This is a genomic window from Cohnella thailandensis (assembly GCF_014212135.1).
Classification (GTDB): Bacteria; Bacillota; Bacilli; order Paenibacillales; family Paenibacillaceae; genus Cohnella; species Cohnella thailandensis.
This window is the reverse complement of the sequence record NZ_JACJVQ010000019.1, coordinates 57742-84123: the sequence shown is the minus strand read 5'-3', so window position 1 is coordinate 84123 and position 26382 is coordinate 57742. Positions and strand designations below refer to the sequence as shown.

Sequence of the window (26382 nt, the reverse complement as noted above, 5' to 3'; positions counted from 1 at the left end):
GTGATAATATCCCATTATTTGCTGAAGGAGACTCTTATCGGCTATGCGTACAGTCGGAATTGTCGTCGAATATAATCCGCTTCACAACGGTCATCTATATCATATACAACAATCGCGGAAAATAACGGGAGCGGACGCGGTCGTCGCCGTCATGAGTGGTCACTGGCTGCAGCGGGGCGAGCCGGCCATCGCGGACAAGTGGGCCCGGGCGGAGATGGCGCTGCGGGCCGGGTGCGATCTCGTCCTCGAGCTGCCCGTCGCTTACAGCTCCCAGCCCGCCCAGTGGTTCGCCTACGGGGCCGTCGCCGTCCTCCAGGCGACCGGAATCGTCGACACCCTGTGCTTCGGCAGCGAGAGCGGCGACCTGGAGACGCTCGTCCGCATCGCCTCGATCTTGTCCGACGAGCCCGAAGAGGTCGGGGCCGAGCTGGGGAGGCTGCTTAAGGAAGGCTTGCCCTACCCTTCCGCCTACGCGGAAGCCGTTCGCCTCCATCTTCGCCGGACGGGGCGCGAGCTTGACGCCGATTTCCGGCTCGACCAGCCGAACCACACGCTAGGCCTTCATTATTTGCTGGCGCTTCGCCAGCTGGGCAGCCCAATCGTCCCCTATTCCATTCGGCGCGAGCGGTCCGATTATTCCCAGAAGTCGATCACCGACGCCTCCATCGCGAGCGCGACCGCGCTCCGCGAGCTGCTGTCCCGCTCGGGCGATCTCGGGGAGCTCGCTCCTTACGTGCCGCCTTCCACGCTCGACATTCTGCGCCGGGAGGCCGAGGCGGGGCGCTTCCCGGTCACCTGGGAGAGCTTCTCCAGGCCGCTGTTCCATCTCCTGGCCCAGATGGACGAGTCCCGGCTGGCTTCGTTCGCCGAAGCGACCGAGGGACTGGAGTTCCGCCTGCGCCGAAGCCTCTCGGAGCTGGCGAGCGACAGCGTAGAGGAGCTTATCGCGCGGCTTAAGACCAAGCGCTACACGAGGACGAAGCTGCAGCGGCTGCTTCTTCGCGTTCTGCTCGGCCATACGAAGGACGAGCTGAACGCGGCCGCGCTCGCATCCGGCGTCCGCTACGTCCGCGTGCTCGGCTTTACCGAACGGGGACGCCAGCTTCTGCGGCGCATGAAGAAGGCCGCCGCGGTTCCCGTCATCCACTCCGCGGCCGGAGACGAATGGCCTTATCTGCGCATGGACGCCCGAGCCGGCGCCGTCTATGCCCTCGCCTTCCGCGACAACCGCTTGCAAGACGGAAGGCGCGATTATTCTCAGCCTCCGATTCGGATCTAGAGAAGGACGAGTTGGTCTAAGCCCTCGGACAGGCGCGTACATTGGTATAGGACGCCGCCTTCCCCGGGAAGCGGTTCGGCGTCCCGAACCGACCGGGAGGAAGAGCGCTCATGTCCGATAAATTCGATAAATCCGAACCCCCTCGTCCCCGCCGTCCGTCCTATGCCGGATCTCTGCTCGCGGGAGCCGGCGTCGTTCTTCTCGTCGTCGGCATCGTCCAGTCTCCCGGCGAAGCGTTCCGCGCTTCGCTCGCAGGGCTTCAAGTCTGGTGGCAGACCGTCTTTCCCGGCCTGCTTCCTCCTCTTATGCTGGCCGAGCTGCTTGCCGCTACCGGCCTGCTTCACGCGATCGCCGCTCTCGGAGAGCCGCTGACCCGGCGCCTGTTCCGGCTCCCCGGCGCCGCCGGCTGGGCCATCGCGTTCGGCTGGTCCGCCGGCATGCCCGCTGGCGCCCGCGAGGCGGAGCGCCTTCGCGAGCGCGGACTCGTGCGCGATTCCGACATGGACACGCTGCTGCTCGTCTCCCATCTCCCGAATCCGTTCGTGCTCGTGCTCGTCATCGGCAGCGGCTTCCTTCATTCGCCGGCCTTCGGCTGGGCGCTCGTTCTCGGCCTCTGGCTGTCCGTCATTCTCGCCGGCATCCTCTGGGCCCGGATCGCGCGCCCCCGTTCTCCCGCCACCCCGCCGCCTCTTGCGCAAACGGAGCCCAAAGCGCTCCTGCATCGTCTCGGCCGAATCGTTCGCGAAGCAAGGCAGCAGGACGGCCGCCCCTTCGGCAAGCAGATCGCCGATGCGGTCAGCCATGCCGTATCCGTGCTCTTCGCGGTCGGCGGCCTGATGATGATGAGCTCCGTCCTGCTTCGGATGCTGCAGCTGGCTTGGCCGGAAGCCGACGTCTGGCTCGCCGTTCCCGGCTTGTACGAGCTCCACCTGGGCGCATTCGAGACGGGCCGCTCCGCCCTGTTCTCGCAGACTCCCGTCTACGCCGTCACCCTTCTTGCGGCCGTGCTTGCCTGGACCGGCTGGAGCGGCTTGCTCCAAGCCCGCGCCGTCATCCGCTCCGAAGCCGGATTTCCGTGGTTCCGCTTCATCGCGGGCCGCCTGCTTCACGCCGCTCTCGCTTTGCTCTGCACCTACCCGCTCGCCCTTGCCGCGGACGGCGGCTGGCTGTCCCGGCTCGTCCCTTCGTGGGCCCGACCGGACGGTTCGTCGATCGGCGCCTTCTCGACCGGCTCCAGCTTCCCGCTTCCGGACGGATGGACGAGCCTGTCCGAGGCGACGCTGACTTCCTTCGCCTCCGTCGCGGCGTTCCTTCTGCTCGCCCTGCTCTCCGCCCTTCTGCGTCCAAGACGGCCTCGTCCGACCGAGCCTCCGGCCGGGAGCGGCCATGGCGCTCCTCCCGACGCTCCTGCCGGCGCTCCTCCTTCGGATTCGAACCTCTAACCGTCCGCTATCCCCTTCGCTCAGCAGACGACCTCGTAGGCGGTCGCTGAGCGAAGGGGATAATGGACGTTCATGGCCCTATTCGCTCGCAGCCTCCGGTTCGGAGGACTCCTCTCCTTTCCTTCATCAACTCGCTTCCACAGGTCAGCGGCTAGAATGGGGACAATTGCGAGCGCTCGAATCTCCGCGGATTGGTCCGCACAAACCAAAAGAGGCTTCCCCCTTAAGGGCCAGCCTCCTTCGATTAATGCAGCTTATCCATAATTCGCCATCTCCGGGTCCGCATATCCGCGCATTAGCCGCGACTTAAGCCTGAGCGGTTCCGAATTTGCCGCGCAGTGCCGCTTCGACCGCCGGCGGAACCAGATCCTGGACCGGCGCGTTGAACTTCGCGATCTCCTTGACGATGCTCGAGCTCAGGTACGAATACTTCGGGTTCGTCATCATGAAGATCGTCTCGATCCCCTCGTCGAGCTGGCGGTTCGTCGAAGCCATCTGCAGCTCGTATTCGAAGTCGGTGACCGAACGGATGCCCCGAATGCTTACCTGGGCGTTGCGGGAACGCATGTATCTCACCAGGAGATCCCGGAAGTAATCGATCTCCACGTTCGGAAGATCCTTCGTTACCTCCTGCAGCAGCGCTACCCTCTCCTCGACGGAGAACAACGGATTCTTGGACGTGTTGTTCAGAACGGCTACGATGAGCTGATCGAACTGCTTCGCGGCCCTGCGGATAATATCCAGGTGTCCGAAGGTGACCGGATCGAAGCTTCCCGGGTACACCGCGATGCGATGCTCCCCCTCCTGCCGAACCTTTTTGCTCATCATTCCGCTTCTCCTCCGTCTGTCTTGTGGTAAATGGACACCGCGGTCTCTCCATAGGTCGCCAGCCGGCGCCTTTCGAAGCTTCCGATCCGATCCCCGTAATCGAATCCCGATTCGTGCTCCACGACGGCCACGGCTCCGTCCGCCGTCAGCCGCCGGGCCGCCAGCTCGTCCAGCAATTCCCCGCAATCCTTCATCGCATAGGGTGGATCGAGGAAAATCAAGTCGAACCGAATTCCTTGGCGTTCGAGCAGCTTGATCGCTTTGCGCGCGTCGCTGCGGTAAACTTCGGCCCGATCCGCCACCCTGGCGGTCTCCAGATTGGCCCGGACCACCTCTATGCTTCGCGGATTCGTATCGATAAACACGGCCTTGCCGGCTCCCCGGCTTAGCGCTTCGATCCCGAGCCCTCCGGTTCCCGCGAACAAATCCAGCACGATCTCTCCGTCGAAGTACGGACCGATCATGCTGAACAGCGCTTCCTTTACTTTATCCGTCGTCGGACGCGTCGTTTGGCCGGGCACGGCTTTGAGCGGCCGGCCTTTGGCTTCTCCCGATATGACTCTCAAGTTGTCATCTCCTGCACGTTAACCGCCGCCTTCTTGCCCATGCGGCTTCATTCGGTGCTATGTTACCATATTCGCGCAAGCTTCAAAAGCACAAACTCCGGCAGCGTTTACGAAATTCCGCAATTTTCTTCCGAGGACCGCGTATAATTCTTCCGGATCCGGTCAAACTGGTAGTACCGGCGCCTCAGAAACGCCGGGGACAACCGCGGAGAAGACTTACGTTTCCCCATAAGCTCTTCGTCCGGTTTCTCCTCTCCCATGTAAGGGCCTCGCAGCGATGCGGGGCTCGATTTTTTTATCTCCAAATCCAATAAAGCACGACGGCCCAGAAAAGAGCGACGATAAGCACGGCGTTGAGAAGAACCCGGCGGAAACGTTGTTCTCCTGTTTGCTGAGGAGCTGGATGCGGCCCCCGCGCTTGCGCGCTAAGCGGATTCGGTCGACTCGATGCAAGGCTCTCCCTCCCGTTCGCGTATTCATTTTCCCGCCCCCCGGATTCATGGAGCAGCTTTTTCTTGATATACCCGAACTTTCGCCAATCAAAAAACCGCGGCAGCCCGGGAAGCAAATGCAATCCTAGACTGGCGCGGTTTGACGGAACAAATCCGCTCTCTCGATCAATCGCTCGATTTCACCCATATGCGAAGCGGACCGACCGCTTCCCACCCCGATCGAAGCGCCGCCCGAAGATCGGCATCGCGCTCGTATCCTACCAGGGGCAGCCCCGGGAAATCCAAGGCAACGATTTTCGGAATATCCGACCATAAATGATCGCAGGCAGCGCTTGAAAATACGTTGGATATCCCTACGGCATCGGCGCCCAAGGAAGCTATAAACCCGGCCGCTTCGCCCTTCTTCTTATTTATATATATTTTCACATCCCGACGCTTCAAAAGCTCGGGTCTAATCGAATTCCCGGAACCGTGAGCCGAAGTCCAATCGGCCAATTCCTTCTCGGTCGCAACGGGATACCATGCCGTCTGAACGGACTCCGGGCAAGCCGCCGGCTCGCGATAAATCCATTCGGCCGTAAATAACGATGTAAAGTTGCAAAGCGACATATCGAGATTAGCATAACTATCTTTTATCGAGAACGCTTCATTAGCGCCGATAACGTCAACGATCTCCTCTCTAGTTGCCTGTCTGCTCGATGTAATGATGTCCGGGTAAAACATCGGCGCTTTCGTCGCGGTCCTCCAAATATGTTCGCTTGAAGCCGCGGCGATGCCATGCGTCTCGCATACGATTCCGCACCAAACGATATTGTTCCAAACGGCGGCGTCGACTTTCTCGCGTTTGTTCATCGGTCGTATGGATCATCCCTCCCCGTATCCAATGATATTTTTTAGACCCGGGAGACATCGGAAAGTTTCGATTCTCGCTCGGATGTCGCACAATATGGTGACAAGTCGCCGGCGCCGCTTTGAATTGCCGAGCCTCTCGGGTATCATAGGTCTCAAAGGTGGTGCAATTCGGAAATGGATGGCAAAAAAGGCTTTGCACTCGTGATGCTCTACTGTTTCGGAGTCCTTCTGCTCGTGATCGGTTCGTATTTCTTGATCCGCTACTATATGGGAGAGTAGGCCCCGTAGGCGTTCGCGGAATTCCGGGTTCCTGTGCTCTTGCCCTGTCCCGCGGCTCATCCGCCGTCATACGATGATTGGGTGATGAGGAATCACAATAACCTATGGCGGTGATTGATGTGAGTGGTTATCCGGTAGCTGGAACGGGTACGGGTCCCTGTTACGGCGGCGGCGGCGTTTGGGCAGCGGCCACGATCGCGCTTGTTCTCTTCGTTCTCTTGGTCATCATTCTTCGCGCAGGCTATTAAGACTTCCGAATGAGACCGGAACGCCGCGTCAGTCCCTGGCGCGGCGTTTTTCTCTATCCGAGGGGAGGAACCCGCATGCCCGCTTACCGCATTATCGTCGACCTGTCCGACCGGCATCTGTACCTGCTCGACGGAGAGGTCGTCGTCAGGGGCTTTCCCGTCGGCATCGGCCGCATGGTCACCGAAACGCCGACGGGCGAGTACGAGATCGTCAATAAACAAGCGAATCCCGGAGGCCCCTTCGGCGCGTTCTGGATGGGTCTCTCGAAGCCCCATTACGGCATTCACGGAACGAACGATCCTTCTTCGATCGGCCATCTCGTCTCCCATGGCTGCATCCGGATGTACAACTCGGACGTTCTCGAGCTGGCGGGGAAGGTTCCCGTTCGCACCCGCGTCATGATCCGTCCTTAGGGCTGCGACGTTCCCGACGTTACTGAATTGTGAGGGGATCGTCAGCGTCGGAGGGTTTTCTTCCGTCCCGGTTTGAGTTACGATGGCAGGGTGGGGTCCTGTCCCATCGTCGGCAGGAGCTCCGGCATCGCAGAACGGAGGGAACGAACCTGGACAGCTTCGCATGCCTATACGTCATTCGCGGCGAGCCTTACCCGTCGGGCACCTGCGTGAACCTGACCGCGGAAGAAACGCTCATCGGCCGGATCTCCAATTCGTTTGCTCCGGATTTGGCTTTTACGAACGCTTTTATTTCCCGTCGGCATTTCGTCATCCGCAAGGAGCGGGACCGGGCGGTGCTTTACGATTTAGGAAGCCGCCACGGAACCGAGATTAACGGGGTCAGGCTGACGCCGCATCGCCCCTATCCTTTGAACACTTTCGATATCATTAAACTGGCCAAAGGGATGACCGTCCTTCACTTCTCGTACACGTTCGCCGAACAAACCCTCGACCTGGAGCCTCTCAGCGTAACCGGACGGGTATCCGTCCCGGAGCTGCCGCTGACGATCCATTGGGAGAAACGGGAGTGCGTGGTGGAGGGCAAACGAATCCCGATGTCCGAGAAGGAATATTCGCTCATCCGCGTGCTTCACGAGAACGCGAACCGGCTCGTTCCGCTCGAGGAGATCAAAGCCAAGGTATGGCCGGAACGCCCGCCCGGAGCGGAAGGCGTTCCGGACGTGACGCTCGACGAATTGAACGCCCTGGTCTACCGGATACGCAAAAAATACGGCAAAGACACCTTCCTCATCAGCGCGGTTCGCGGCAGCGGCTACGTGCTCGAATCGGAATTGCAATCGTCCTAGCGAAAGAAGGATAACTTCATGAAATACATTCAAACCGAGTATTCCGGCCCGCTTAGCGGAACGGTACATATCCCGGGAGCGAAGAACAGCTCCCTGGCGCTGCTGGCCGCCGCCTGTCTGGCCGACGATATCGTCGTTCTGGAGGGGATTCCGCGCATCGACGATGTCGGCATCCTTGCGGGAATCGGACGCGATATCGGCATGAAGGTGCAGCAGGAAGGCGGACAAGTCACCCTCGACCCGCGCTGGATCCATAGCGCCGTCATCGATCCCGGCAAGGCTTCGAGCTACCGGGCGTCCTATTACTTCGCGGGGGCGCTGTTGGCCAAATTCGGCAGGGTCACGATCGGGTTCCCGGGGGGAGACGATTTCGTCGCCAGGCCGATCGATCAGCACTTCAAGGCTTTCCGGGCGCTCGGCGCCCAGGTTCATCTCCACAACGACCATTATGTCGTCGAGGCCCCCGAGCTTACGGGCGCGGACATTCATTTCGATACCGTCACCTCCGGCGCGACGATCAACGCGATGCTCGCGGCCGCTCGGGCCAAAGGGAGAACGCAGCTGCATAACGCGGCCGTGGATCCGGAGGTCGTCGACACGGCTTCCTTCCTGAACCGGCTCGGCGCCCGGATTTACGGAGCGGGAACAAGCCGCATCCGCATCGAAGGCGTTCCTTACCTGAACGGGGGGACTCATTCGGTCATTCCGGACCGGCTGATCGCCGGGGCTTTTCTGATGGCGGCCGGCCTTAACGGCGGCCGGGTTACCGTGACGGACGTGATCCCGGCCCATCTCGGCTCCTGTCTCGCCAAGCTGGAAGAGGTAGGTCTGCATATCGAATGCGACGAGAACGCCATCACGGCCCATGGCACGGGGACGCTTCGGGCAACCCGGGTTCGCGCCGGCATGTATCCGGGCTTCGCCACCGACCTGCAGCAGCCGATGACCGCTCTTCTGCTTCAGGCCAAGGGCAAAAGCATCGTGACCGACCGCGTCTTCCCGAAGCGGTTCGCTCACGTGCCGCAGCTGCGGCGGCTAGGCGCCGAGATCGAGGTTCGCCAAGAGAGCGCCTTTATCCGCGGCGGCCTTCCGCTGCGGGGAGGCTGGGTGCACGCGACCGACGTGCGAGCCGGCACCTGCCTGCTGCTTGCCGGATTAGCGGCCGAAGGCACCACGTCCATCACCGGCGTCGAGCATATCGAGCGCGGCTACGAGGATGTCATCGGCAGCTTCCGCTCCATCGGGGCCAAGGTCTCCATGCGCGAGCTGGATGCGCGGGAGCTGCCCGGCCTGACTCACTTGCACGGATAACAACGAAGAGCTGCTCCCCAAGCGAAGTTACGCCCGCTTGGGGAGCAGCTCTTTCTCCGTTCGGCGGCTTATTGGAGAGCCCTCTCCTTCTCGGCGCCTATGCCCGCGTCGGGCCGCCCTCCTTCTCCGCCGGCGGGCGGCCGTATTCGCCCTTGGTTAATTCAATTTAGAGTCCGACATACCTGCTGACACTAAAACACTTCTCGCGTATTTAGCCATTCGAACGCTGATCTCAGACCTCAAGACTTCTCTGACGATGCCGAACCGATCCTCGTATCCACGACAAAAATAACGGTGATAAATGATCCCGTCGCTCATTTCATCATCGTATATTTTAATATTTCGCTGCCTCAGCTCACGGTGAATTTTGTTTAGGTCCTGAGTGATACTGTCCATGATCATTTGAATCATTTGTTCAAAAAAGCGTTTAAACAGATTTGTGGAACGCTGTACCTCCTGCAGACTCTTGCTGCTCATAGTCAGCATATGAGGCAGCATAATGGAATCGCGAATCAAGGTAAGCTCTTCGGTCGTTATTCTTCCGGAGGGCATTTTCTTGTTTCTGCTTTCGTACTGCTCCTGATGTTCAGTCAAAAGCATTTTAGATTTCCACCTTTCATTCCCGTCCAGTTTGCTCATTTAAAGTGCCCTCCGATCTGGGCAGCCCGTTCCCTGGCCACGCCGGACGCCAACAATGAAGATGCCCTCATGATCGCATCGCTCCCATACCAATCCTTAATTTGATCGGTGGCTCGTTCCAGTTCGTACGCGGCTGCTCGATCTTCAAACAAAGTCAGTTGATAAACATCGTCATTGGATAGTTGAGTCAAGGAGACAAACAACCGACTAACGGGATAACCCTTCCAGTTATCGATAAAGAGCTTTTGGGCGGCTGCCGCTACTTCATGCGTTAACGATGTCGGCTGCGGCAGGGTAACTTGGCGGCCAAACCAGTAGGACTTCTCCCCATCGGTTTCAACGGCTCCTACGGATACGACTCGGCCTTGATACCCGTGCCTGCGCGCGCGTCTACAGACCTCCACCACCAATTCAAGGAGAACAACCTCAATATCGGCAGAATTTTTGTACAAACTGCTTCTTAATGCTTTTCCGTGACTTATTGATTTGAGTGCGCCACGGATAGAAGGTACCACCTCGCTGCAATCGGCTCCGTTGGCCGTTTGCCAATAATATTCCGCCTGGATATCGGATTGCTTACGCATCTCCCGGCGCATCATACGTTTAAATTGTCCCAAATCCAAACGGGCAATATCTCCAATGGTATTTAAGCCCATTCTTACAAAGTGTTTGGTCATTCGAGAGCCGACCATAAACATTTGGTTGACGGGCAGCGGCCATAAATCCTTCTCCATGTTCTCGAAGCCGAGTCGGAAAATTCCATCGCTTCTTTTCTTTGCGAAATTATCGGTTGCCATTTTAGCTAAAATTTTGGTCGGGCCGATCCCCACTCGAGACCAAACGCCAGTGGACAATTGAATTCGGGACTGGATCTGATGGGCTATTTCTTCTGCGGAACCGAACAGCGGAATCGAGCCCGTTATATCTAGAAACTGCTCGTCGATACTGTAAGGCTCGACCAGATCGGTAACGGACTCGAATATTTCCGTAATTAAAAGCGATATGGTTATATAGCGTTGCATTCTAGGACGAATAACCACTAGCTCCGGGCATTTCGCCAGCGCCTCGCCAACTCGTTCTGCTGTCGTAACGCCTTTGGACTTTGCGACGGGGCACGCCGCTAAAATAATTCCGGACTTTCGAGCTGGATCACCGACGGCTACCGGCCTATTTTGGTATTCCGGATGAGATGCCTTTTCGATGGAAGCGTAGAACGACTGTCCGTCAACTAGAAAAATCACCCTAGACACAATGGATCACCAGCTTCTTTAAATTTCTACATTGGACAAGAAACCTATGCGCACATTTAATTGCGCAGCGCAAAGACGCCTTCCGGACGTTTCTTCGCAAAGTTGTCTGTTGCCATTTTGGCAAGTCCTGGTCGAATGAAGCGTAGAACGATTGCCCGTCGACCAGGAAGATCGTGCGCTCAGGAGGCATGGCCGGTCACCGGCTCGAGCGCCAAAATCCGTTCGGTGCGGAAGCGCCGCGGCTGCTGCCGGGCCACGTCAAGCGCCAGAACCGTGCCCGACTCGATGTGCCGGATCAGAATCGTTCGCTTGGTGAATTGCCCCTTCCTGTCCTGATAGACGATCACAACCACCCGTCCGATGTACTTGTCGATGGACATCGTCGTCCCCCTCGATTCATCGAGCAAAGCCGCCCCTTCGATTCCCGAAGAAGAAGCCCTGTTCGCAAAATAAGAACGTCTGTTCCTATATTATAACCAGAATGTACGTTCGTATTCAATGGGTAAAAAAAGGGCATAAAATAGGAGCTCCCGCCTAGGTGGAGGGAGCTCAAGGTAAAGTCTTATTATTTCTCCATCGTGCTGATGTCGATCACAAACCGATAACGGACATCCGAAGCCAATACTCGCTCCCAGGCTTCATCGATTTGGTCGGCGGACACAACCTCGATCTCGGGAGCGATACGGTTCTCAGCGCAAAAGTCGAGCATTTCCTGCGTTTCGCGAATACCGCCGATCATCGATCCGGCAAACGAGCGGCGATGGCCGATCAGCGAGAATACGTTAACGTCCAGAGGCTCCGACGGCGCACCCACATTGACCAGCGTACCTTCCAGCCTTAGCAGCGAAAGGTAGGCATTAATATCGATCTTCGCGCTCACCGTATTGATGATAAGGTCGAACGAGCCTGCCAGCTTCTTGAACGTCTCCGCATCATTGGTGGCATAATACCGGTCCGCGCCAAGCCTGAGCCCGTCTTCCTTCTTGCTTAACGTCTGCGATAGAACCGTAACCTCTGCGCCCATTGCATGCGCGAGCTTCACGGCCATATGGCCAAGCCCGCCGAATCCGACAATGGCCACCTTCTTGCCGGGCGCGGCTCCCCAATGGCGCAACGGCGAGTACGTGGTGATGCCGGCGCACAAGAGCGGAGCGGCGACGTCCAGCTCGATACCGTCGGGAATTCGAACCACGAAGTCTTCGGTTACCACAATATGGGTCGAATATCCGCCTTGCGTATATTGCCCGTACCGGTCGATCGCTGCATAGGTGCCCGTATTGCCGTTTAGGCAATATTGCTCCTCTCCCTGTCGGCAGTTCGCGCATTCGCGGCAGGAATCCACCATGCAGCCTACTCCTACTCGGTCGCCAACGGCATACTTTGTCACTTCCGAACCGATTTTAACGACAATGCCCGCGATCTCGTGCCCTGGAACGAGAGGGTATTGAACCGGCCCCCACTCGCCGCGAGCGGTATGAATATCGGAGTGGCAAATTCCTGCGTACTTAATCTCAATGAGGACGTCATGCGGCTGGAGATCCCTGCGTTCGATCGTGGTCGGTTTGAACGGACCTTCCGGACTGAAGGCAGCGCGTGCATTTACGGTAATCATCGTTTAACCTCCGGTAATCGTTTGAAGTACTGCGGCAATTAATCCTGTTGAGCATGCCCTTGAATGTGCAGTTGAAGTTGCTGCGCGTCGTTGCGCGCAGCAGCCGATGCGGTAACGGCCGACTGCCGCTGCGCGTACTGGATCAGCTCGTTGCACTTTTGGATCGCTTGACTCCAGTCGTTGTTGGAGCAAGCATTATGGATGGCCTGGCACTGCTGCTGCCAGCTGTGTACCGTCGTCATGCGGGTTCCCTGCCCTTCTTACATTAGGTTGTTTTAACCACAGAATAGGCTAGGCCATGCTGGCATCCTTTATGCGCTTCATTGCGGAGTTTGTTTAAAATACCGAAAACCCCGATGGTCAGTATCAAAAGCAACAGTTGGTTTCGTTTAGCCTTATCGCTCACCTAAAAAATAGAGCGGCCTGTTCGCGACATATCGCTTATCCTCCCTCTCGCGTATAATACACATTAGTTTCTTAGGTAACATATATGTATTATCTAAATGGAAAGCCGCGCTTTCAATGGCCAAATGGCTTGAATTCGTTGAGTAGTACACACCTTAGCGGATTGTGTGTATCTATTAATAAATTTTATTTAATAGAAAGCGGTGTTACCCGAATGGCCAAAGTGGACCGACGCATCATCAAATCGCAAGAAGCGATTAAAAAGGCGATTATCGAATTGATATCCGAGAAAAATTTCGATCAGATTACGATCCAGGACATCTCCGATCGGGCAAATGTCAGCCGCAAAACGATCTACCTTCATTACGCGGATAAATTCGACTTGTTGGATAAGCTCATCGAAGAGTATATAGACAGGCTTCGGAAAGTCAGCGAAACCGCGTGCGAAATGGAGTGGCGACCGGCGACCCAGGTCTGCTTCGAATACTTGGAGAGCAATTACTTGTTTTTTTCGACGATGCTAGCCAACAAAGGCGCGCCGTACTTCCGCAGCAGATTCCTCGAATATCAAAGCGAAGCGTTCAGAAATGAACTCCGCAAAACCAACGAAAGAAATAGCGCGGTTAACGAAGAGGTTATTGTTCATTTTGTCGCGTCGGCCTACGTTGGAGTCGTGGAATGGTGGTTAACGAACGGAATGCCCTATCCGCCTCGCGTAATGGCCGATCAAGTGGGAACGTTATTCGAAGCTATTTATAACTAGTACCGAAGAATCGGACTCGATCATACGATAAAGCCGCGCTCTGCGCGGCTTCTGCGCGGCTTCCGTTCGGGTTGCGGTGCAAGACAAGCTTTACGGCGACGGGGGCTCTTCTCTTCCCAGACCGTTGCCGATCCACATATCCCGATCGGCATATCGGTAACCGGTCAGCTCGGGCAACAGGGCGTTCGACGACAATCCGGGCATCACCCAAACATTTCGTTCGGCGCTTACCTTAACGCTGTCGTTGACGAAGTGGCAGGTCCATTTATCGCAAAATGGGGTTTCCACGAAACGCACGATAACCTCCAGTTTGTTTTTCTTGCGCCAGGTGCCCGCGACTTTGGCTTTCAAGCACTCGCCGGCAAGACAGATCCGGTTCTCCGACCATTCCCCATTGCCGATCCGAACGGAATGAAGACCGTTATCATCCTGATATTGAAAAAGAAATATATCTTCCCCGAACCGGAAGGAGATTGCGGTAATCCCAGCTTCGTTAAGGCTCGCCTTATACCGTTTGCCATCCCAATTGCGCGCTTCCGGAGAACCTGCTCTTAGAACGGGAACGGGATAGGACAAGGATCGCAGCAAGGGCTCCAGCTCCCGTTGTTGCCGATTAGCCCCTTCCGTCGGGTCTCCGGCGGCCATGCCGGGCAGCAGGCAATCCCATAAGGCATTCAGAACCGACTGCATCTCCATGACGCCGCCGGTCATCGCGACTACCGCGTTCTGCTCGGGCAGCACCACGCAGAACTGACCGAACGCCCCGTCTCCCCGATAGGCGCCATGGCGACAACGCCAGAATTGAAAGCCGTAGCCTTGCGCCCAATCGCTGTCCGGATCCGAACCGTTCGATAGATGCGAAGCCGTTGCTTCAATAACCCATCGCTCCGGCAAAATCCGTTGTCCGTTCCACCATCCTTTCTGCAGGTACAGGAGCCCGAGCTTCGCGATATCCTCCGTCTTCGCGCTCATTCCGAATCCCCCCGCGTGGATGCCCTTCGGGCAAGAGATCGAGGCGATTCCGCTCATGCCAAGCGGCTCGAACAGCCTGGGCTGAAGATAGTCCAGCAGCTTCTCCCCCGTTGCTTGCGTCAGGATCGCGGAGAGCATATACGTAGCCCCGGTATTATAGAGAAAGTATGTTCCCGGCTCATGAACGATCGGGATCTCCAGGAAGGCCTTCGCCCAGTCGTCCGACTGCTGCATGGCCGGAGTGGTGTCGACCGCGTGTCCCGTGGACATCGACAAGAGATGCCGGACTCGAAGCGATGCCATATTCTCTTTGATTGCCGAAGTCGTTAGTTCCGGGAAAAAGGAAATGACCGTATCTTCTAGTGAAAGCAGTCCTTCCTGAACGGCAAACCCTATGGCGGTCGAGGTGAAGCTTTTGCTTAAGGAGTTCAACAGGTGCGAATCTTCGGAACGATACGGAGTCCACCATCCTTCCGATACGACATGGCCGTTGCGAACGATCATGAGGCTGTGGAGTTCAAGCTCGTCCTCTTCTATGCGCTTAATGAAGTCGACAATCGATGCAGGCGAGACTCCTTGGTCCAGGGGCTTGCTTCGAGGCAACGATGTCCCTTTAGCCGCTCCATAACGATGCAGTTCCATGCGGCATCTCCCTTCAGAGTGAGTTCAGTTGCTCCAAGACGGAATCCATTCGTTCTCTCGACACTTGCGTGAGCGGGAACTCGACGATTTGTTTGAAGCTGGCCGTTCGTATGATATCGACGATGTGGAAGATCTGGGGCAATTCCCGTTTAAGGATGGCGGTCGCGGCTTCGGTAGAGAGCGCATCGTCAAGCCTGGTGTCATACGAATACGGGATCTTCAAGGTTCTCCCGATCGGATAACTGAATTCATAGCGGCCGGAACCGATCGATAGGACGATTCCCTTCTCCGTTGCCTTGATGGAATGAATGCCATTTCCTTCGTGAAGCCGTTTGCCGCCTTCCCGAGCTTCTTCAAGGAAGGCGCCGCGCAGAACCACTTCCGCCGTAGCGTTAGGCGGAATCCGAACCTCGACCTTCATCTCGTTGTTATCCAACAAGGACCATGCCGATTCGATTTCTCCGTATGGGGACTGGAACGTCGCCCTGGCATAGCTCATCGATTCCAATCCGAACAAGGGCTCGATACGGACTCTCTTGTATGCCGGCACCGTCTCGTCCATGCCGAGTCCGGCGACTTTACGATACAACCAATCCCCAATGGCTCCATAAGCATAGTGGTTAAACGAGTTCATATTCTCGCTCCAGAAGGTGCCGTCCGGCTTGATTCCGTCCCAATGCTCCCAGATCGTCGTTGCTCCTTGGGAGACGGAATAGAGCCATCCCGGATAGCTGTCCTGAAGCAGCAGGCGAACCGCGGTGGCGTGGTAGCCATGATTGGAAAGCGCCGTGCACAGATAAGGAGTGCCGATGAACCCGGTCGTCAAGTGATAGCCGTTGTCGACGATCAGCTCGTGAAGATCTTTGGCGACGCGCGGACGCATGGGCTCTTCCAATAGATCGAAGGCCAGCGCCAGCACGTAAGCCGTCTGGGTCGGATACGCGACGATTCCGGCCTCCGTTACGAACTCGCGGCGGAAGGCATGAACGACGTTCCGATGCAATGCTTCATAGCGAATGTAATCTTCCTTACGGTCCAATACCTTCGCGGCATCCCTTAGGATTCTTGCGGAGTAAGCATAGTACGCCGTCGCAATGAACGGCAGAGGCGTAGCTCCGACATAGCTGCCCGGCATGGCATCGAGCGCAAGCCAGTCGCCGCAATGGAAGCCCGAGTTCCACAGATACTCCTGGTCGCCCTGGGCGCGAATGTATTCCACCCATTTTCTCATGCTAGCGTATTGTTCGGCCAACAGCCGCTTATCGCCATAATATTGATAAACCGTCCAGGGGCAAATCACGGCCGCATCGCCCCAGCCGGCGGAAACGCCGCTCCGTTCCACGTCGGGAACGACCATGGGAACGCCTCCGTCCGGCATCTGTTCCTCTCTCAGGTCGTGCAGCCACTTGGCGAAGAAAGACGCCCCATGATAATTAAACAAGGCGGTGCTTATGAAGACCTGGGCATCTCCCGTCCAGCCAAGCCGTTCGTCCCGTTGCGGGCAATCGGTCGGAAGGTCGAGGAAGTTCCCTCTCTGCCCCCACCTGATATTTCGCTGCAGCTGATTGACCCTCTCGTCCGAGCATTCGAACGAACCTGTCGGCTCCATGTCGGTATGAATGACCTCTCCGACGAACGCTTCGAGAGGAAGGCCTTCCGCCCCTAGCGGGAATCCTTCCACTTTGACATAACGGAAGCCCATGAACGTAAAATGAGGGGCATAGCTTTCTCCCGGCCTGCCTTTGGCGATATAGCGGACGGTCTGCTTGGCGGAACGAAGATTATCGACGTAGAAGTTCCCTTCCCCGTCCAGCACTTCCGCATGGCTAAGGACGATCTCCGTGCCTTCCGGCACGTCGAGCGTCATGCGAATTCGGCCCACCATGTTCTGCCCCATGTCGAGAACGCGTTCCCCCGCAGGCGTTACCCAGGCGGCGATAGGCTTTAAGGTCTCGGTGACGCGGGCCGATTCGTTCTCCTGCGCGACGAGAACGTTCATCGGGAGCTCGCAAGCTTCCGTCGCAAGCCAGAGAGAGTCGTCGTAAGAAAATGTGCTCCAGTCCTCTTGTTCCAATCGGGCATCGTACGTTTCTCCGTGCAGAATCGTCGAATAACGAATGGCGCCCGTAGCAGCCTTCCAGCTCTCGTCCGTCGCGACGATCTCTTCCGTTCCGTCGGCGTAACGGATATGCAATTGGAGCAGGGCAGCCCTCCGATCGCCGTATCGGAAGTTTCTTTGAGCGTTGCCCATGCCGCTGCGGTACCATCCGTCGCCTAACAGGATCCCGATGCAGTTCCCTTCCGTTCGAAGGAGGCTCGTTACATCGTAGGTTTGATATTGGATGCGGGAGTGGTAGCTGGTCCAGCCCGGCGCGAAGAGATCTTCGGTGACCTGCCGCCCGTTGATCTCCAATTCGTAGATGCCGGCAGCGGTGGAATAAACGCGCGCGGAGACGGGTTTATCCTTAAGGACAAACCTCTTGCGAAGCAGGAAAGCCGGCTCCGCATGCTTATCCAGCTCGTCCTCCTTGGGAGTGATCCATTTTGCCTTCCATTCGTCCGTCGAGAATAAAGCCGTTTCGAAATAGCCGGTTTCGCTCCACTCGGAGGCCCGGCAGGCGCCGTCCCAAATCTTGACCTTATAGAAATAACGGGCGCGAGGCTTTAACGGAGCCCCGCCGTAGACCACCTGAATCGAATCGTCGGATTCGACTTTGCCGGAGTCCCAGACGGGAAGCGCGAAGGAGCTCTCGTTCTCGGCGACGAGGATGCGATAAGCGCTTTGCTTGGCATCCCGCTCTTCCGTCCGCATCTGCCAACCGAATCTCGGATGGGGCGTCCCGATTCCGATCGGGTTCGATTGATATTCGCATGTTAATTTTACGGCTTGAATCGGGCTCATCGTACGGGAACCTCCCTTTTTCTAGTCCGTCATCCTTTTACGGAGCCGGCCGTCATGCCGGAGACGATCTTGTTGTTAAAGAAGAGAAATAGAATAAGCAGCGGAACGGTGATCACAAGGATATTCATGAAGAGCAGATTATACTGGGTCGTGTACTGGCTCATGAAGTTATACAGGGTCAGCTGCACGGTTACGTTCTCCGAACCGGGGAAGAAATAGAGCGGATTGACGAAGTCGTTGAAGATGGAGACCGAAGACGTCACGATCATCGTCGCCGTTACCGGCTTAAGCAACGGAAGGATAATCCGGAAGAAGAGCCGGAATCCGCCGCATCCGTCGATAATGGCCGCTTCGTCGATTTCGCGCGGAATTCCGCCCATAAAGTTGCGGAAGAGAATGACGCCGAACGGGAAGCCTAGCGCGACCTCAACCAGAACGATCCCTGTCATCGTCTTAAACAATTGAAGGTTATCCAGCACCCAGATCGTCGGCACGATTGCCGGCGGAATGATCAAGCCTGCCAGAACGAAGAAGCCGATGACAGGCGTCAGCCTATCGCTGCGCCGGTGCATGATGAATCCGGCCATCGCGCACACCATGACCATCAAGACGATGGACAGTATCGTCAGAAGGGTGCTGTTATAGAAAGCTCGCAGCAGCATATAGTCGTTGGCGATAACGACTTCCTTCAAATTGCTCCATAGATGAACCGTGGAGGGCCAAGAAATAGTGAGTTCCGAGGCGCCGGGGGCATCCTTCAAGGCGTTGACGAGGACAAAATACAACGGAATCCAGAAGATGAGGATCGAGAGGATGACGGCGGCGGCTTCAAGCGACAACCGCTTCATGCTTCTGCTCATAGGTCCACCTCTTTGCGGGTCAGGAAGTAATTCAGCGGGAAAGCGAGCAAGGCGACGAAGACGAACAGAATGACGTTGCCGGCCGTGGCGAGGCCGTAGAAGCCGGCTTGGTATTGTTTATAGATGATAGAGGCGATAACGTCCGTGGCGTAGCCGGGTCCCCCTCTTGTCATGGACCAGATGAGGTCGAAGGAACGCAAGCCCCCGATGAAGGCGAAAATGATGACCGTATTCGTAGCCGAGCGGCTGAGCGGAACGATGATGTGCCGGAATTTCTGGAAGGCGTTGCCCCCGTCGATCTGCAAAGCCTCGTAATACTGCTCGGGAATCGACATGATTCCGGCGATATAAATCACGGTAGCGAAGCCTACTCCCTTCCATACGTCGGTCAACGCGACGGAGAATAACGCCAAGTCCGGGTTGCCTAACCAGTCGACGGCCGGAATGCCGATCGCTTCGAGCGCTTTGTTGATCAGGCCCAGCGTTGGATGCATCATCATGCTGAACGCGATACCGACGGCGATGGTGCTCACCAGCGTCGGGAAAAAGACGACGGATCGCAAATATCCTCTCGTCCTTATTTTCGATGTCAATAACACGCCCAATAGCAAGCCGATAACGACTTTGAGAAGACAGGTAACGACGGCGTAGATAAACGTGTTCTTGAATCCTATGCTAAGAGAGGCCTCCTGGAAGAAGGTTACGAAGTTATCGAATCCGATAAACTCCCAATCGAAGAGCGTCCATCGGGTCAAGCTGAAGAAGAACGACATGATCGTCGGCAAAATAAAGATGATCAGATAGATGACGGCAGCCGGCAGCAGAAAGGCGTACGAGTACGTGCGCTTCATGACTTTGTTCATGCGGATCCTCCCCTAGACATCGGCCCTGCGCGATTGGCAGGGCCGACGGTTTCGTATTTCCGATATCGAGTCCTACCAGCCGGACAATCCGAGCTGCTTCGCTTGCTTCTCGACGTCCTTATCGTAATCTTGGGCCGCCTTCAAGGCATCGATCTGACCCGAACCGACCTGAATCGTAATATTCTCCAGGCTCGGACCTTTAACGGGAGACAGGAACTCCAAGGCAGGAGCGTTCTTGCCGTTCTCGAAGTACGGCAGCATGTCTTTAACGGCCTGCGGCGTATCCTCCGGCATCTCCGCTCCCTTGACGACATAAGGGCCCGTCGGCTTCGAAACGGTAGCGATGGCTTCCATGCCTTCCACCGATCCTACGAAGTTCACGAATTGAAGCGCCTCTTCCAGATGAGGAGTGTTTTTATACACGTAGACCGCGCCGGGCATCCATACGGTCAGGCCATTCTGATCGGCATTGTCTCCCGGCTGGGCGAAAAATCCGATATCGTCGATTTTGTCCGGAGTGTTCTGAAGAATGGTAGGGATAATCATGCTTAACATTGGATAATGGGCGCCTTTCCCCTCAACCAACATCTTGAGACCAGCATCGAGGTTTGTCGCTAGATAATCCTTATTCAGATACCCGACGATATCCTGCATCTTCTCGAAGCTGCGAAGAGCGGACGGCGTGGTAGCGTACTTCGCTTTGTTGGCGGTGTAATCCGCGGCGAAATTAGGGGCGGATGCCTGCACGTTATAGTAGTCGGACAGGAAGATCAGCTGCGAGGTCCACGTATCTTTGTAGGTTCCGATGATCGGAGCGATGCCGCTATCCGCCTCGCTGATCTTCTTCACGTTCGCCATCAGCTCTTCCCATGTCTTGGGCACCGATAGGCCGAGATCGGAATAAATCTTCTTGTTATAGAACCATCCTCCGGTACCAGTTGATTGAGTAGGAGCCCCGTATACTTTGCCGTTATAAGTAACCGCTTGTTTAAACGAATCCTCGATGTTCGCCTGGAACGGTTCGTTGGTCAGATCGACGAGATTCTGTTCCGGATTAAGCGCTTGCAAGAGTGAACCGGAGTTATAGAAGAACACGTCCGACATATCGCCGGTAGCAAGCTTCGTCTTGGCCAAGTTGTCGCCTTCCGTTCCTCCGGGGCTCAACTCGATCTCGACCGTAATATTCGGATACTTCTTCTCGAAGGCGGCAATGAGGGCTTTCGCGATATTCTGCGTATCCGTTGCGTTGCCTACCATCGCCGTAAGCTTAACCTTTTTGCCGCCGTTGTTGGAACCGCTTGCAGAATTTTCTGCCGTCGGAGCCGCCGTTCCGGATGCGTTGCCGCCGTTATTGTCGCTTCCGCATGCCGTAAGCAAGCCTCCGGCAATCAACAGGCTGCTCGCAACGAACGCTGCCTTTTTTGCTTTCATTCCTTCGTCCCCCTCATGATAGGTGATTCTTGCGCAAGCAGGGTCAATGCCCCTAAGCCAATTATAGGGGCATTGTTTTGGAGCCAATATCTGCACATTTCGTGGATTCGTGTCCGTTTTTTTTGGAGCATCAACGTTCAGTAGGGCCAACTCTATCTTTAAATTGACCGGGCGACAGTCCGGTATGCTTCTTGAACACCTCCGAGAAATGCCGATAGGTCAGGTAACCTACCTTCTCGCTAACCTCGCTCACCTTCATGCCTTCCAACAGCCACTTTTTAGCCAACTCCATTCGAAATCTCGTCAGAAACTTAATGTAAGTCTCCCCGGTTACTTCCTTGAACAAGACGCTTAGATAAGACGGATTCATTCCGACATGGCGGGCCACTTCCTGCAGGGATAAATCTTGGGACAGGTTGTTCTCGATATAAAGCTGCGCCTGCTCCACGGCCGAGTATTTCGTGTTCTCCCGAAGCTCCAAGGCGGAATGAACGATTCTCTCGAACTGCCCGCGGAACCAGGCCAGCATCTGGTCCCGCCCATGGATATTCCTGATTTCGATATGGGGAGCGAAAGGCTCGTTCCGGCTGGAGGAAGGACTTTCTTTAACGGCCTCGAGCGCCAGATAAAGGAGCTTGACCATCTCCCTCTCCACGACTTCGGGAGCCACCAGCTCCGATTGGATCCAATCCATGAAGGGCTGCAGATGCTCCATTAATCCCGAATAGTTTCCTGCCCGCAAACAGAGAATGATGGCTTCCTCTCGCTCCGACAACGGTTCGGGACTAGTGATCAACTCTCCCAAATCCTCGAATCCTACCCGTCCGAGTTGGTGCAGGAACCTCGCGCAGCGAAGAGCCCTCCGCGCTTCCTGATAGCTGTCCGCTAATTGATGAGGATCGGCCTTCGTTCGACCCGAGCCTACCGTAAGACTCCGTTTCTCGGCTTCCTGATCGATCTCCTCCCACAGTTCTTGAGTCGGAAGGATGCGATGCAGCAAGAGAACAAGATGCTCCTCTCCATTGCGAATCGATACGAAGTGGCAATCCGGACGATTGTCCAGGGTTATTTCTTCCGAACAAGCAAGAACCGTTAATCCGGCTATCGAATCGGCATGCAGTCCAAGCTGGTCTTTCCACTTAGGCAACGCCTGCGTTTTGCCCAGAATGAGTTCCAGGGTTATCTTCTCGAACAGAACGTTTCGGCTTTCTTCATAGCTTTGCTTGATTGCCTGCGTTTCATTGCGTTTTTGGATCTGTCCGATCGCCTTTTTTAACGCCTCTTCTATGTTTTCGACCTCGAGCGGCTTCTCCAAATAGTCGGATACCCCGATCTGGATCGCGCGTTTCACATACTCGTATTCGTTATATCCGCTAAATACGATGCAGTAGGTGTCCGGGGCAACGTCCAAGATAGAACGGATCAGCTGAAGCCCGTCCATTCCCGGCATGTTGATATCCGTTAGGACAAGCTGGGGCCTCACCCGCAGGAACAGCTCCAACGCCGCGGGACCGTCTCCCGCCATTCCCGCCAGCTCGATTCCGAAGGCTTCCCAATCGATCATTCGCCGCAACCCTTCCAGAACGATATATTCATCGTCGAAGACGAGCGCTTTAAGCATCCGGCATCCACTCCTTCTTGATCGGGATAAATCGAAGCTGCACCCGAGTTCCTTTTCCAAGCTCGCTTGTCAGTTCGAAGGAACTCGTTGCCCCATAATAGAGGGTCAGTCTTTCTTTTACGTTACGGAGGCCGTAGCCCCTGTCGGTCTTCTCCATATCGTCAATGCCTACGCCATCGTCTTCGACGACGAAGACGAGATAATCCCCGTCCCGGTAGCCTTTCAGCCAGATCGTTCCGGGTCCGACCCGGGGCTCCAATCCGTGCGTGATCGCATTCTCCACCAGTGGCTGAAGCAGCAGCTTCAGGATCTCAACTTTCATCATCGATTCCTCGATATCCCGGTGAATGGCGAAGCGATGGTTATACCGAATGTTCTGGATCGTGAGATAGTGGTCGACATGCTGCAGCTCGCGGTAAACCAAGATCGTTTCTTTCCCTTTGTTCAGGCTTAATTTGAAGCTATGCGATAAGGAGATGGCCATCTTGGCAATATTCTGATGGTTCTCGATCTTCGCCATCCAGTAAATGGAATCGAGCGTATTGTAAAGAAAATGCGGATTGATCTGGGCCTGGAGCGCCCGGAGCTCGGCTTCGCGTTCCTTCAGGGTAGAATGAATGAGCCGATGGTTCAATTCCTCGTTCTCGAAGGCCAACCGCTTAAACGTGTTGCCGATCAGGCCGACCTCGTCCGTTCCGAACCGCTGATCGGTGCCGCGGGCTCCTTTGGTCCACTCCACCATCATTTTTTTGAGTCTTAAAAGCGGCCTCGTAATGCCTCCCGAAATGAAATAAGCCAGGATAACGGCTCCGACCGCGATAAGGGCGCCGATAACGGCCGTGAAGACGCCTATTCGGTTCGACTGTCTCAGGAGCATATCGGTCTTTACGGCATGCAGAAACGTCCATTGGGTCGTGTAGTTCTCGTATGCGCTGGTTAAATAACCTTGCGCCGTCAATTGGTCTAATACGGCCCCAAGGCTCCCTGCTTTTAAATCCGGAACAAGATCTGCCTTCAGCGGGTAAATGATTCGTGCCGGATCCGCCGACGTATCGACGGCAAGGTAGGTTCCTCCGAAAGATTTGGCGCCCACGAAGATCTGATCGAATATCGAGCTTGAAATATTGACGACCAGAATGCCGAGGGTTTCGCCTTCAATGTTGTCCGCGTCGCGATACAATTTAACCGACGAGAAGGAATCCTCCGTGCTCTCCAGAACGTTATGGCCCATAAACACCACGCGTCCCTGCGCTTTGAGGGCCGTACGGTACCAATTTTCCCGCTGGATGGTCTCTCTTTTCTCTTGTCCCTCGTAGATTCCCGCATCGTCCGAACGGCCCAGGCAATAGGCGTCGAAATCAAGGTTGTAGAGGCAAACGGACTCCACGTACCGGGAATCGAGAAAATTGTTATTCATGACCTTTTGCATCTGGCTTTGAATCCGCATGCGAAGCGCGGCCTGCTCGGAATCGGGGATTTGGCCGCTAAGCCGAAGATCGCCTCGTATGGCATTGTCCAAGACCATGGCGAAGTTCAAATTCGTAATGTTCTTGAACAGGAGGTCGGCCACCTCGCTCGAAGCCGTCAAATGATCCCGATTCGTTTGGGTGTTCGTCTCCATCAAGGTATCTTTGGCCGTATTAAAAGAAACATAGCCTAGCAAAAACAAAGGAGGCAAAGAAATGACGATCATGGCTATCAGTACGCGAGTCCGTATTCGTTGAAATTTAAGCAAGGCTAGCAGCTTCCCCCACCGATTTCTCATCGTCTTCCTCCATATGCTGTGAACTAAAGCGGTTACAAGAGAACCATGATATGAAACGATAGCATATTCTACGGAATTCTCAATACCTCGCAACATGAAAAATAAAGGCAGCCGGATTAACCGGCTGCCTCGAAAAAGTTTAATAGATTAGGGAAAATCGGCTTAACTGTCAATATCGCGGGACGATTAGACCAATAAGCCCCCCGCGAAGGGGAGCTCGGCCTTGCCGCCTTGGCGGCTAGAAATGGAAGTTGTCGGGATCGGAGCCGAAGCGGCGGTTGCGGTTCAGGCCGTCCAGCAGCGCCATGTCCTCGGCAGACAGCTCGAAGTCGAACACGTCGGCGTTCTCGCGGATTCGCCGCTCGTTCGTCGACTTCGGAATGGTGACGACGCCGTGCTGCAGATCCCAGCGAAGCACGATCTGAGCCGCCGTTTTCCCGTGCTTGGCTGCCAGCTCCGCGATCTCCGGAACGTCCAGATTGCCCTGCATGAGCGGGCTCCAAGCCTCCAATTGAATCCCCTCCCGCTCGCAGAACCGCCTCAATTCGACCTGCGAGAGAAGCGGGTGGTACTCGACCTGGTTGACCATCGGCTTGATCTCGAACGCTTCGAGGATGTCCTTCAAGTGATGGATCTGGAAGTTGCTCACCCCGATCGCGCGGACCGCCCCGTCCCGGTACAGCTTCTCCAAGGCCCTGTACGTCTCCAGGTACTTCCCCTTTACCGGCCAATGCACCAGATACAGGTCGATCGCGTCCAGCCCGAGCCGCTCGCGGCTCGCTTCGAACGCCCGCAGCGTGCTGTCGTAGCCTTGGTCGGAATTCCAAACCTTCGTCGTCACGAACAGCTCGCCCGGGGAAACTCCGCTGTCCTTGATCGCCCGGCCGACTCCTTCTTCGTTGTTGTAAGCCTTCGCCGTATCGATGCTCCGGTAGCCGGCTTCGATCGCCGTTCTTACCGCCCGCTCGACTTCCTCGCCTTCCTTCACCTTGAATACGCCCAGTCCGAGACGGGGCATATGTACCCCGTTATGGAGAACGGCGGTATCCGTCAATCCTTGAAGCTTGATCGTCATCGATTCGTCTGCCTCCTCGTCATGAGATCGTTCTCGTCCGTCCCGCGGCCGCTTCCATCAATCCTTTGATGTAGCCGACGCCGTACAGCCGCCCGAGCAGCTCGTAGCCCGGATTGGCGTTGTCTTCCCCGTCCATCGTCGGGACGTGGTCGGGTCTCGCCGGTCCGTCGAAACCGACCTCGTAATAGGTTCTCATCGCTTCCAGCATATCCGTCTTGCCGTCGTCATGGAAGGTCTCCTCGAATCTGTCGGCACTGCCGCGAACGTCCCGGAAGTGGACGAAGAAGAGCTTGTTCTGCGCGGCGAAGCGGCGAATAACGGCAGGAATGTGCTCGCCGGCCGTCGCCAGCGTCCCTTGGCAGAGCGTGATGCCGCTGTATTCGCTCGGCACCAGATCGATGGCCCGCTGCAGGGCATCGGCGCTCCGCAGAATGCGCGAGACGCCGCGAATCGGCGAGATCGGCGGATCGTCCGGGTGGAGCGCCAGCCTCACCTTCGCCTTCTCGGCGACCGGAACGATCTTCTCGAGAAAATACTTCAAGTTGTCCCACAACCGCTCCTCCGATACGACTCCCGCTTCCGTAAGCGGCGCGTCCTTCATAAGCGAGTGGTCGTAGCTCGAGACGAGAGCTCCTCCGCGGGAGGGCGTCGTCGTCGACGTGCGGAACCAGTTGAACTGCGCCATGAAGTTATAGCAGAGCACCGGGATGCCGACGGCCCCCATGTTCTCGACGAACCGCTTGAACGTCTCGATCTCCTCGTCGCGGCCGGGCGTTCCCAGCTTGATATGGTTCGAAGGCGGCATCGATTCGATGACCTCGAGCTTGAGTCCGGCATCCTCGAACCGGCGCTTCATGTGCAGGAGCGGCACGTACTCCCACGGCTCCTTCTCTTCCCACGGAAGAGGACCTACGGCATGCCCGAGTCCCATTTGCCGGGACAGATTCCATAGGCGATTCGGGCGAGACGGCAGAAATTCGGCCAGCAACACGGCAAGCTCCCCCTTTCATTCGATTCTTATCGGCGAGAGCGGCGGCCGGCCGCATGGCGCCTTCGAAACGCA

At 56.3% G+C, this 26382-nt stretch carries 24 protein-coding genes; 7 read left to right on the top strand and 17 right to left on the bottom strand.

The features are described 5' to 3' along the window. Positions 1-43: 43 nt before the first annotated feature. Positions 44-1279: a nucleotidyltransferase gene (locus H7B67_RS21095; protein ID WP_185121843.1), complete on the top strand. Its 1236-nt coding sequence runs from the start codon at positions 44-46 to the stop codon at positions 1277-1279. A 110-nt stretch (positions 1280-1389) separates the two neighbouring features. Continuing rightward, positions 1390-2721, top strand: coding sequence for a hypothetical protein (locus tag H7B67_RS21090; RefSeq protein ID WP_185121842.1), 1332 nt, complete (start codon positions 1390-1392; stop codon positions 2719-2721). Between the two features lie 306 nt (positions 2722-3027). On the opposite strand, the gene coaD is transcribed toward H7B67_RS21090, so the two are convergent. From coaD to H7B67_RS21075, 3 genes are all read right to left on the bottom strand, one after another. Continuing rightward, entirely contained in the window at positions 3028-3546 is a 519-nt protein-coding gene (coaD, locus tag H7B67_RS21085; protein ID WP_185122302.1) for a pantetheine-phosphate adenylyltransferase, read from the bottom strand. Beyond that, a complete protein-coding gene (gene rsmD, locus H7B67_RS21080; protein ID WP_185121841.1) occupies positions 3546-4115 on the bottom strand; it encodes a 16S rRNA (guanine(966)-N(2))-methyltransferase RsmD in 570 nt (189 codons plus the stop codon). The genes coaD and rsmD overlap by 1 nt, the downstream gene beginning before the upstream one ends. Before the next feature lie 617 nt (positions 4116-4732). Then, positions 4733-5419, bottom strand: coding sequence for a hypothetical protein (locus tag H7B67_RS21075; protein WP_185121840.1), 687 nt, complete (start codon positions 5417-5419; stop codon positions 4733-4735). Between the two features lie 398 nt (positions 5420-5817). Between H7B67_RS21075 and H7B67_RS31345 the strand changes: the two genes are divergently transcribed. The 4 genes from H7B67_RS31345 (at position 5818) to murA (ending at position 8519) form a co-directional block, all read left to right on the top strand. Further along, a complete protein-coding gene (locus tag H7B67_RS31345) occupies positions 5818-5946 on the top strand; it encodes a sporulation protein YjcZ (RefSeq protein ID WP_342592444.1) in 129 nt (42 codons plus the stop codon). 75 nt (positions 5947-6021) lie between these two features. Then, on the top strand, positions 6022-6360 hold the full coding sequence (locus H7B67_RS21065) for a L,D-transpeptidase (protein ID WP_185121838.1): 339 nt from the start codon (positions 6022-6024) through the stop codon (positions 6358-6360). Between the two features lie 29 nt (positions 6361-6389). Next, on the top strand, positions 6390-7208 hold the full coding sequence (locus H7B67_RS21060; protein WP_342592445.1) for an FHA domain-containing protein: 819 nt from the start codon (positions 6390-6392) through the stop codon (positions 7206-7208). Between the two features lie 18 nt (positions 7209-7226). Beyond that, positions 7227-8519 (top strand): UDP-N-acetylglucosamine 1-carboxyvinyltransferase, encoded by a 1293-nt coding sequence (gene murA, locus H7B67_RS21055; RefSeq protein WP_185121837.1) that lies wholly within the window; start codon positions 7227-7229, stop codon positions 8517-8519. A 156-nt stretch (positions 8520-8675) separates the two neighbouring features. Here murA and H7B67_RS21050 read toward each other — a convergent pair whose 3' ends face one another. From H7B67_RS21050 to H7B67_RS21030, 5 genes are all read right to left on the bottom strand, one after another. Beyond that, on the bottom strand, positions 8676-9158 hold the full coding sequence (locus H7B67_RS21050; protein ID WP_185121836.1) for a YhjD family protein: 483 nt from the start codon (positions 9156-9158) through the stop codon (positions 8676-8678). After that, entirely contained in the window at positions 9155-10408 is a 1254-nt protein-coding gene (locus tag H7B67_RS21045) for a DNA polymerase IV (RefSeq protein WP_185121835.1), read from the bottom strand. Before H7B67_RS21045 ends, H7B67_RS21050 begins: the two co-directional genes overlap by 4 nt. Positions 10409-10587: 179 nt before the next feature. Further along, entirely contained in the window at positions 10588-10788 is a 201-nt protein-coding gene (locus tag H7B67_RS21040) for a hypothetical protein (RefSeq protein WP_185121834.1), read from the bottom strand. Positions 10789-10973: 185 nt separating this feature from the next. Beyond that, positions 10974-12020: an NAD(P)-dependent alcohol dehydrogenase gene (locus tag H7B67_RS21035; RefSeq protein ID WP_185121833.1), complete on the bottom strand. Its 1047-nt coding sequence runs from the start codon at positions 12018-12020 to the stop codon at positions 10974-10976. A gap of 38 nt (positions 12021-12058) precedes the next feature. Beyond that, on the bottom strand, positions 12059-12262 hold the full coding sequence (locus H7B67_RS21030; RefSeq protein ID WP_185121832.1) for a hypothetical protein: 204 nt from the start codon (positions 12260-12262) through the stop codon (positions 12059-12061). 377 nt (positions 12263-12639) lie between these two features. On the opposite strand from H7B67_RS21030, the gene H7B67_RS21025 reads away from it, so the two are divergent. After that, entirely contained in the window at positions 12640-13188 is a 549-nt protein-coding gene (locus H7B67_RS21025; protein ID WP_185121831.1) for a TetR/AcrR family transcriptional regulator, read from the top strand. 90 nt (positions 13189-13278) lie between these two features. On the opposite strand, the gene H7B67_RS21020 is transcribed toward H7B67_RS21025, so the two are convergent. From H7B67_RS21020 to H7B67_RS20980, 9 genes are all read right to left on the bottom strand, one after another. Beyond that, positions 13279-14802: a serine hydrolase domain-containing protein gene (locus H7B67_RS21020; RefSeq protein WP_185121830.1), complete on the bottom strand. Its 1524-nt coding sequence runs from the start codon at positions 14800-14802 to the stop codon at positions 13279-13281. Positions 14803-14815: 13 nt separating this feature from the next. Continuing rightward, on the bottom strand, positions 14816-17704 hold the full coding sequence (locus H7B67_RS21015) for an alpha-L-rhamnosidase (RefSeq protein ID WP_185121829.1): 2889 nt from the start codon (positions 17702-17704) through the stop codon (positions 14816-14818). A 29-nt stretch (positions 17705-17733) separates the two neighbouring features. After that, positions 17734-18564, bottom strand: a complete 831-nt coding sequence (locus tag H7B67_RS21010) for a carbohydrate ABC transporter permease (protein ID WP_185121828.1) — start codon at positions 18562-18564, stop codon at positions 17734-17736. After that, complete coding sequence (locus H7B67_RS21005; RefSeq protein ID WP_185121827.1) at positions 18561-19427, bottom strand: carbohydrate ABC transporter permease; 867 nt, start codon at positions 19425-19427, stop codon at positions 18561-18563. The genes H7B67_RS21010 and H7B67_RS21005 overlap by 4 nt, the downstream gene beginning before the upstream one ends. A gap of 72 nt (positions 19428-19499) precedes the next feature. Next, positions 19500-20858, bottom strand: coding sequence for an ABC transporter substrate-binding protein (locus tag H7B67_RS21000; protein WP_185121826.1), 1359 nt, complete (start codon positions 20856-20858; stop codon positions 19500-19502). Positions 20859-20988: 130 nt separating this feature from the next. After that, positions 20989-22479, bottom strand: coding sequence for a response regulator (locus H7B67_RS20995; RefSeq protein WP_185121825.1), 1491 nt, complete (start codon positions 22477-22479; stop codon positions 20989-20991). Next, entirely contained in the window at positions 22472-24244 is a 1773-nt protein-coding gene (locus H7B67_RS20990) for a sensor histidine kinase (RefSeq protein ID WP_185121824.1), read from the bottom strand. Before H7B67_RS20990 ends, H7B67_RS20995 begins: the two co-directional genes overlap by 8 nt. Before the next feature lie 238 nt (positions 24245-24482). Further along, complete coding sequence (locus tag H7B67_RS20985) at positions 24483-25319, bottom strand: aldo/keto reductase (RefSeq protein WP_185121823.1); 837 nt, start codon at positions 25317-25319, stop codon at positions 24483-24485. 19 nt (positions 25320-25338) lie between these two features. After that, positions 25339-26310: a mannonate dehydratase gene (locus H7B67_RS20980; RefSeq protein WP_185121822.1), complete on the bottom strand. Its 972-nt coding sequence runs from the start codon at positions 26308-26310 to the stop codon at positions 25339-25341. Positions 26311-26382: the final 72 nt, after the last annotated feature.

Excerpts from the sequence above, each read along its gene's own strand:
- H7B67_RS21005 (WP_185121827.1), bottom strand. The coding sequence starts at position 19,427 with ATGAACAAAGTCATGAAGCGCACGTACTCGTACGCCTTTCTGCTGCCG.
- H7B67_RS21010 (WP_185121828.1), bottom strand. The coding sequence starts at position 18,564 with ATGAGCAGAAGCATGAAGCGGTTGTCGCTTGAAGCCGCCGCCGTCATC.
- H7B67_RS21090 (WP_185121842.1), top strand. The coding sequence starts at position 1,390 with ATGTCCGATAAATTCGATAAATCCGAACCCCCTCGTCCCCGCCGTCCG.
- H7B67_RS20990 (WP_185121824.1), bottom strand. The coding sequence starts at position 24,244 with ATGAGAAATCGGTGGGGGAAGCTGCTAGCCTTGCTTAAATTTCAACGA.
- H7B67_RS21095 (WP_185121843.1), top strand. The coding sequence starts at position 44 with ATGCGTACAGTCGGAATTGTCGTCGAATATAATCCGCTTCACAACGGT.
- H7B67_RS21015 (WP_185121829.1), bottom strand. The coding sequence starts at position 17,704 with ATGAGCCCGATTCAAGCCGTAAAATTAACATGCGAATATCAATCGAAC.
- H7B67_RS20985 (WP_185121823.1), bottom strand. The coding sequence starts at position 25,319 with ATGACGATCAAGCTTCAAGGATTGACGGATACCGCCGTTCTCCATAAC.
- H7B67_RS21050 (WP_185121836.1), bottom strand. The coding sequence starts at position 9,158 with ATGAGCAAACTGGACGGGAATGAAAGGTGGAAATCTAAAATGCTTTTG.
- murA (WP_185121837.1), top strand. The coding sequence starts at position 7,227 with ATGAAATACATTCAAACCGAGTATTCCGGCCCGCTTAGCGGAACGGTA.
- H7B67_RS21075 (WP_185121840.1), bottom strand. The coding sequence starts at position 5,419 with ATGAACAAACGCGAGAAAGTCGACGCCGCCGTTTGGAACAATATCGTT.
- H7B67_RS21030 (WP_185121832.1), bottom strand. The coding sequence starts at position 12,262 with ATGACGACGGTACACAGCTGGCAGCAGCAGTGCCAGGCCATCCATAAT.
- H7B67_RS21040 (WP_185121834.1), bottom strand. The coding sequence starts at position 10,788 with ATGTCCATCGACAAGTACATCGGACGGGTGGTTGTGATCGTCTATCAG.
- H7B67_RS21000 (WP_185121826.1), bottom strand. The coding sequence starts at position 20,858 with ATGAAAGCAAAAAAGGCAGCGTTCGTTGCGAGCAGCCTGTTGATTGCC.
- H7B67_RS21065 (WP_185121838.1), top strand. The coding sequence starts at position 6,022 with ATGCCCGCTTACCGCATTATCGTCGACCTGTCCGACCGGCATCTGTAC.
- H7B67_RS20995 (WP_185121825.1), bottom strand. The coding sequence starts at position 22,479 with ATGCTTAAAGCGCTCGTCTTCGACGATGAATATATCGTTCTGGAAGGG.
- H7B67_RS21020 (WP_185121830.1), bottom strand. The coding sequence starts at position 14,802 with ATGGAACTGCATCGTTATGGAGCGGCTAAAGGGACATCGTTGCCTCGA.
- H7B67_RS21025 (WP_185121831.1), top strand. The coding sequence starts at position 12,640 with ATGGCCAAAGTGGACCGACGCATCATCAAATCGCAAGAAGCGATTAAA.
- H7B67_RS21035 (WP_185121833.1), bottom strand. The coding sequence starts at position 12,020 with ATGATTACCGTAAATGCACGCGCTGCCTTCAGTCCGGAAGGTCCGTTC.
- coaD (WP_185122302.1), bottom strand. The coding sequence starts at position 3,546 with ATGAGCAAAAAGGTTCGGCAGGAGGGGGAGCATCGCATCGCGGTGTAC.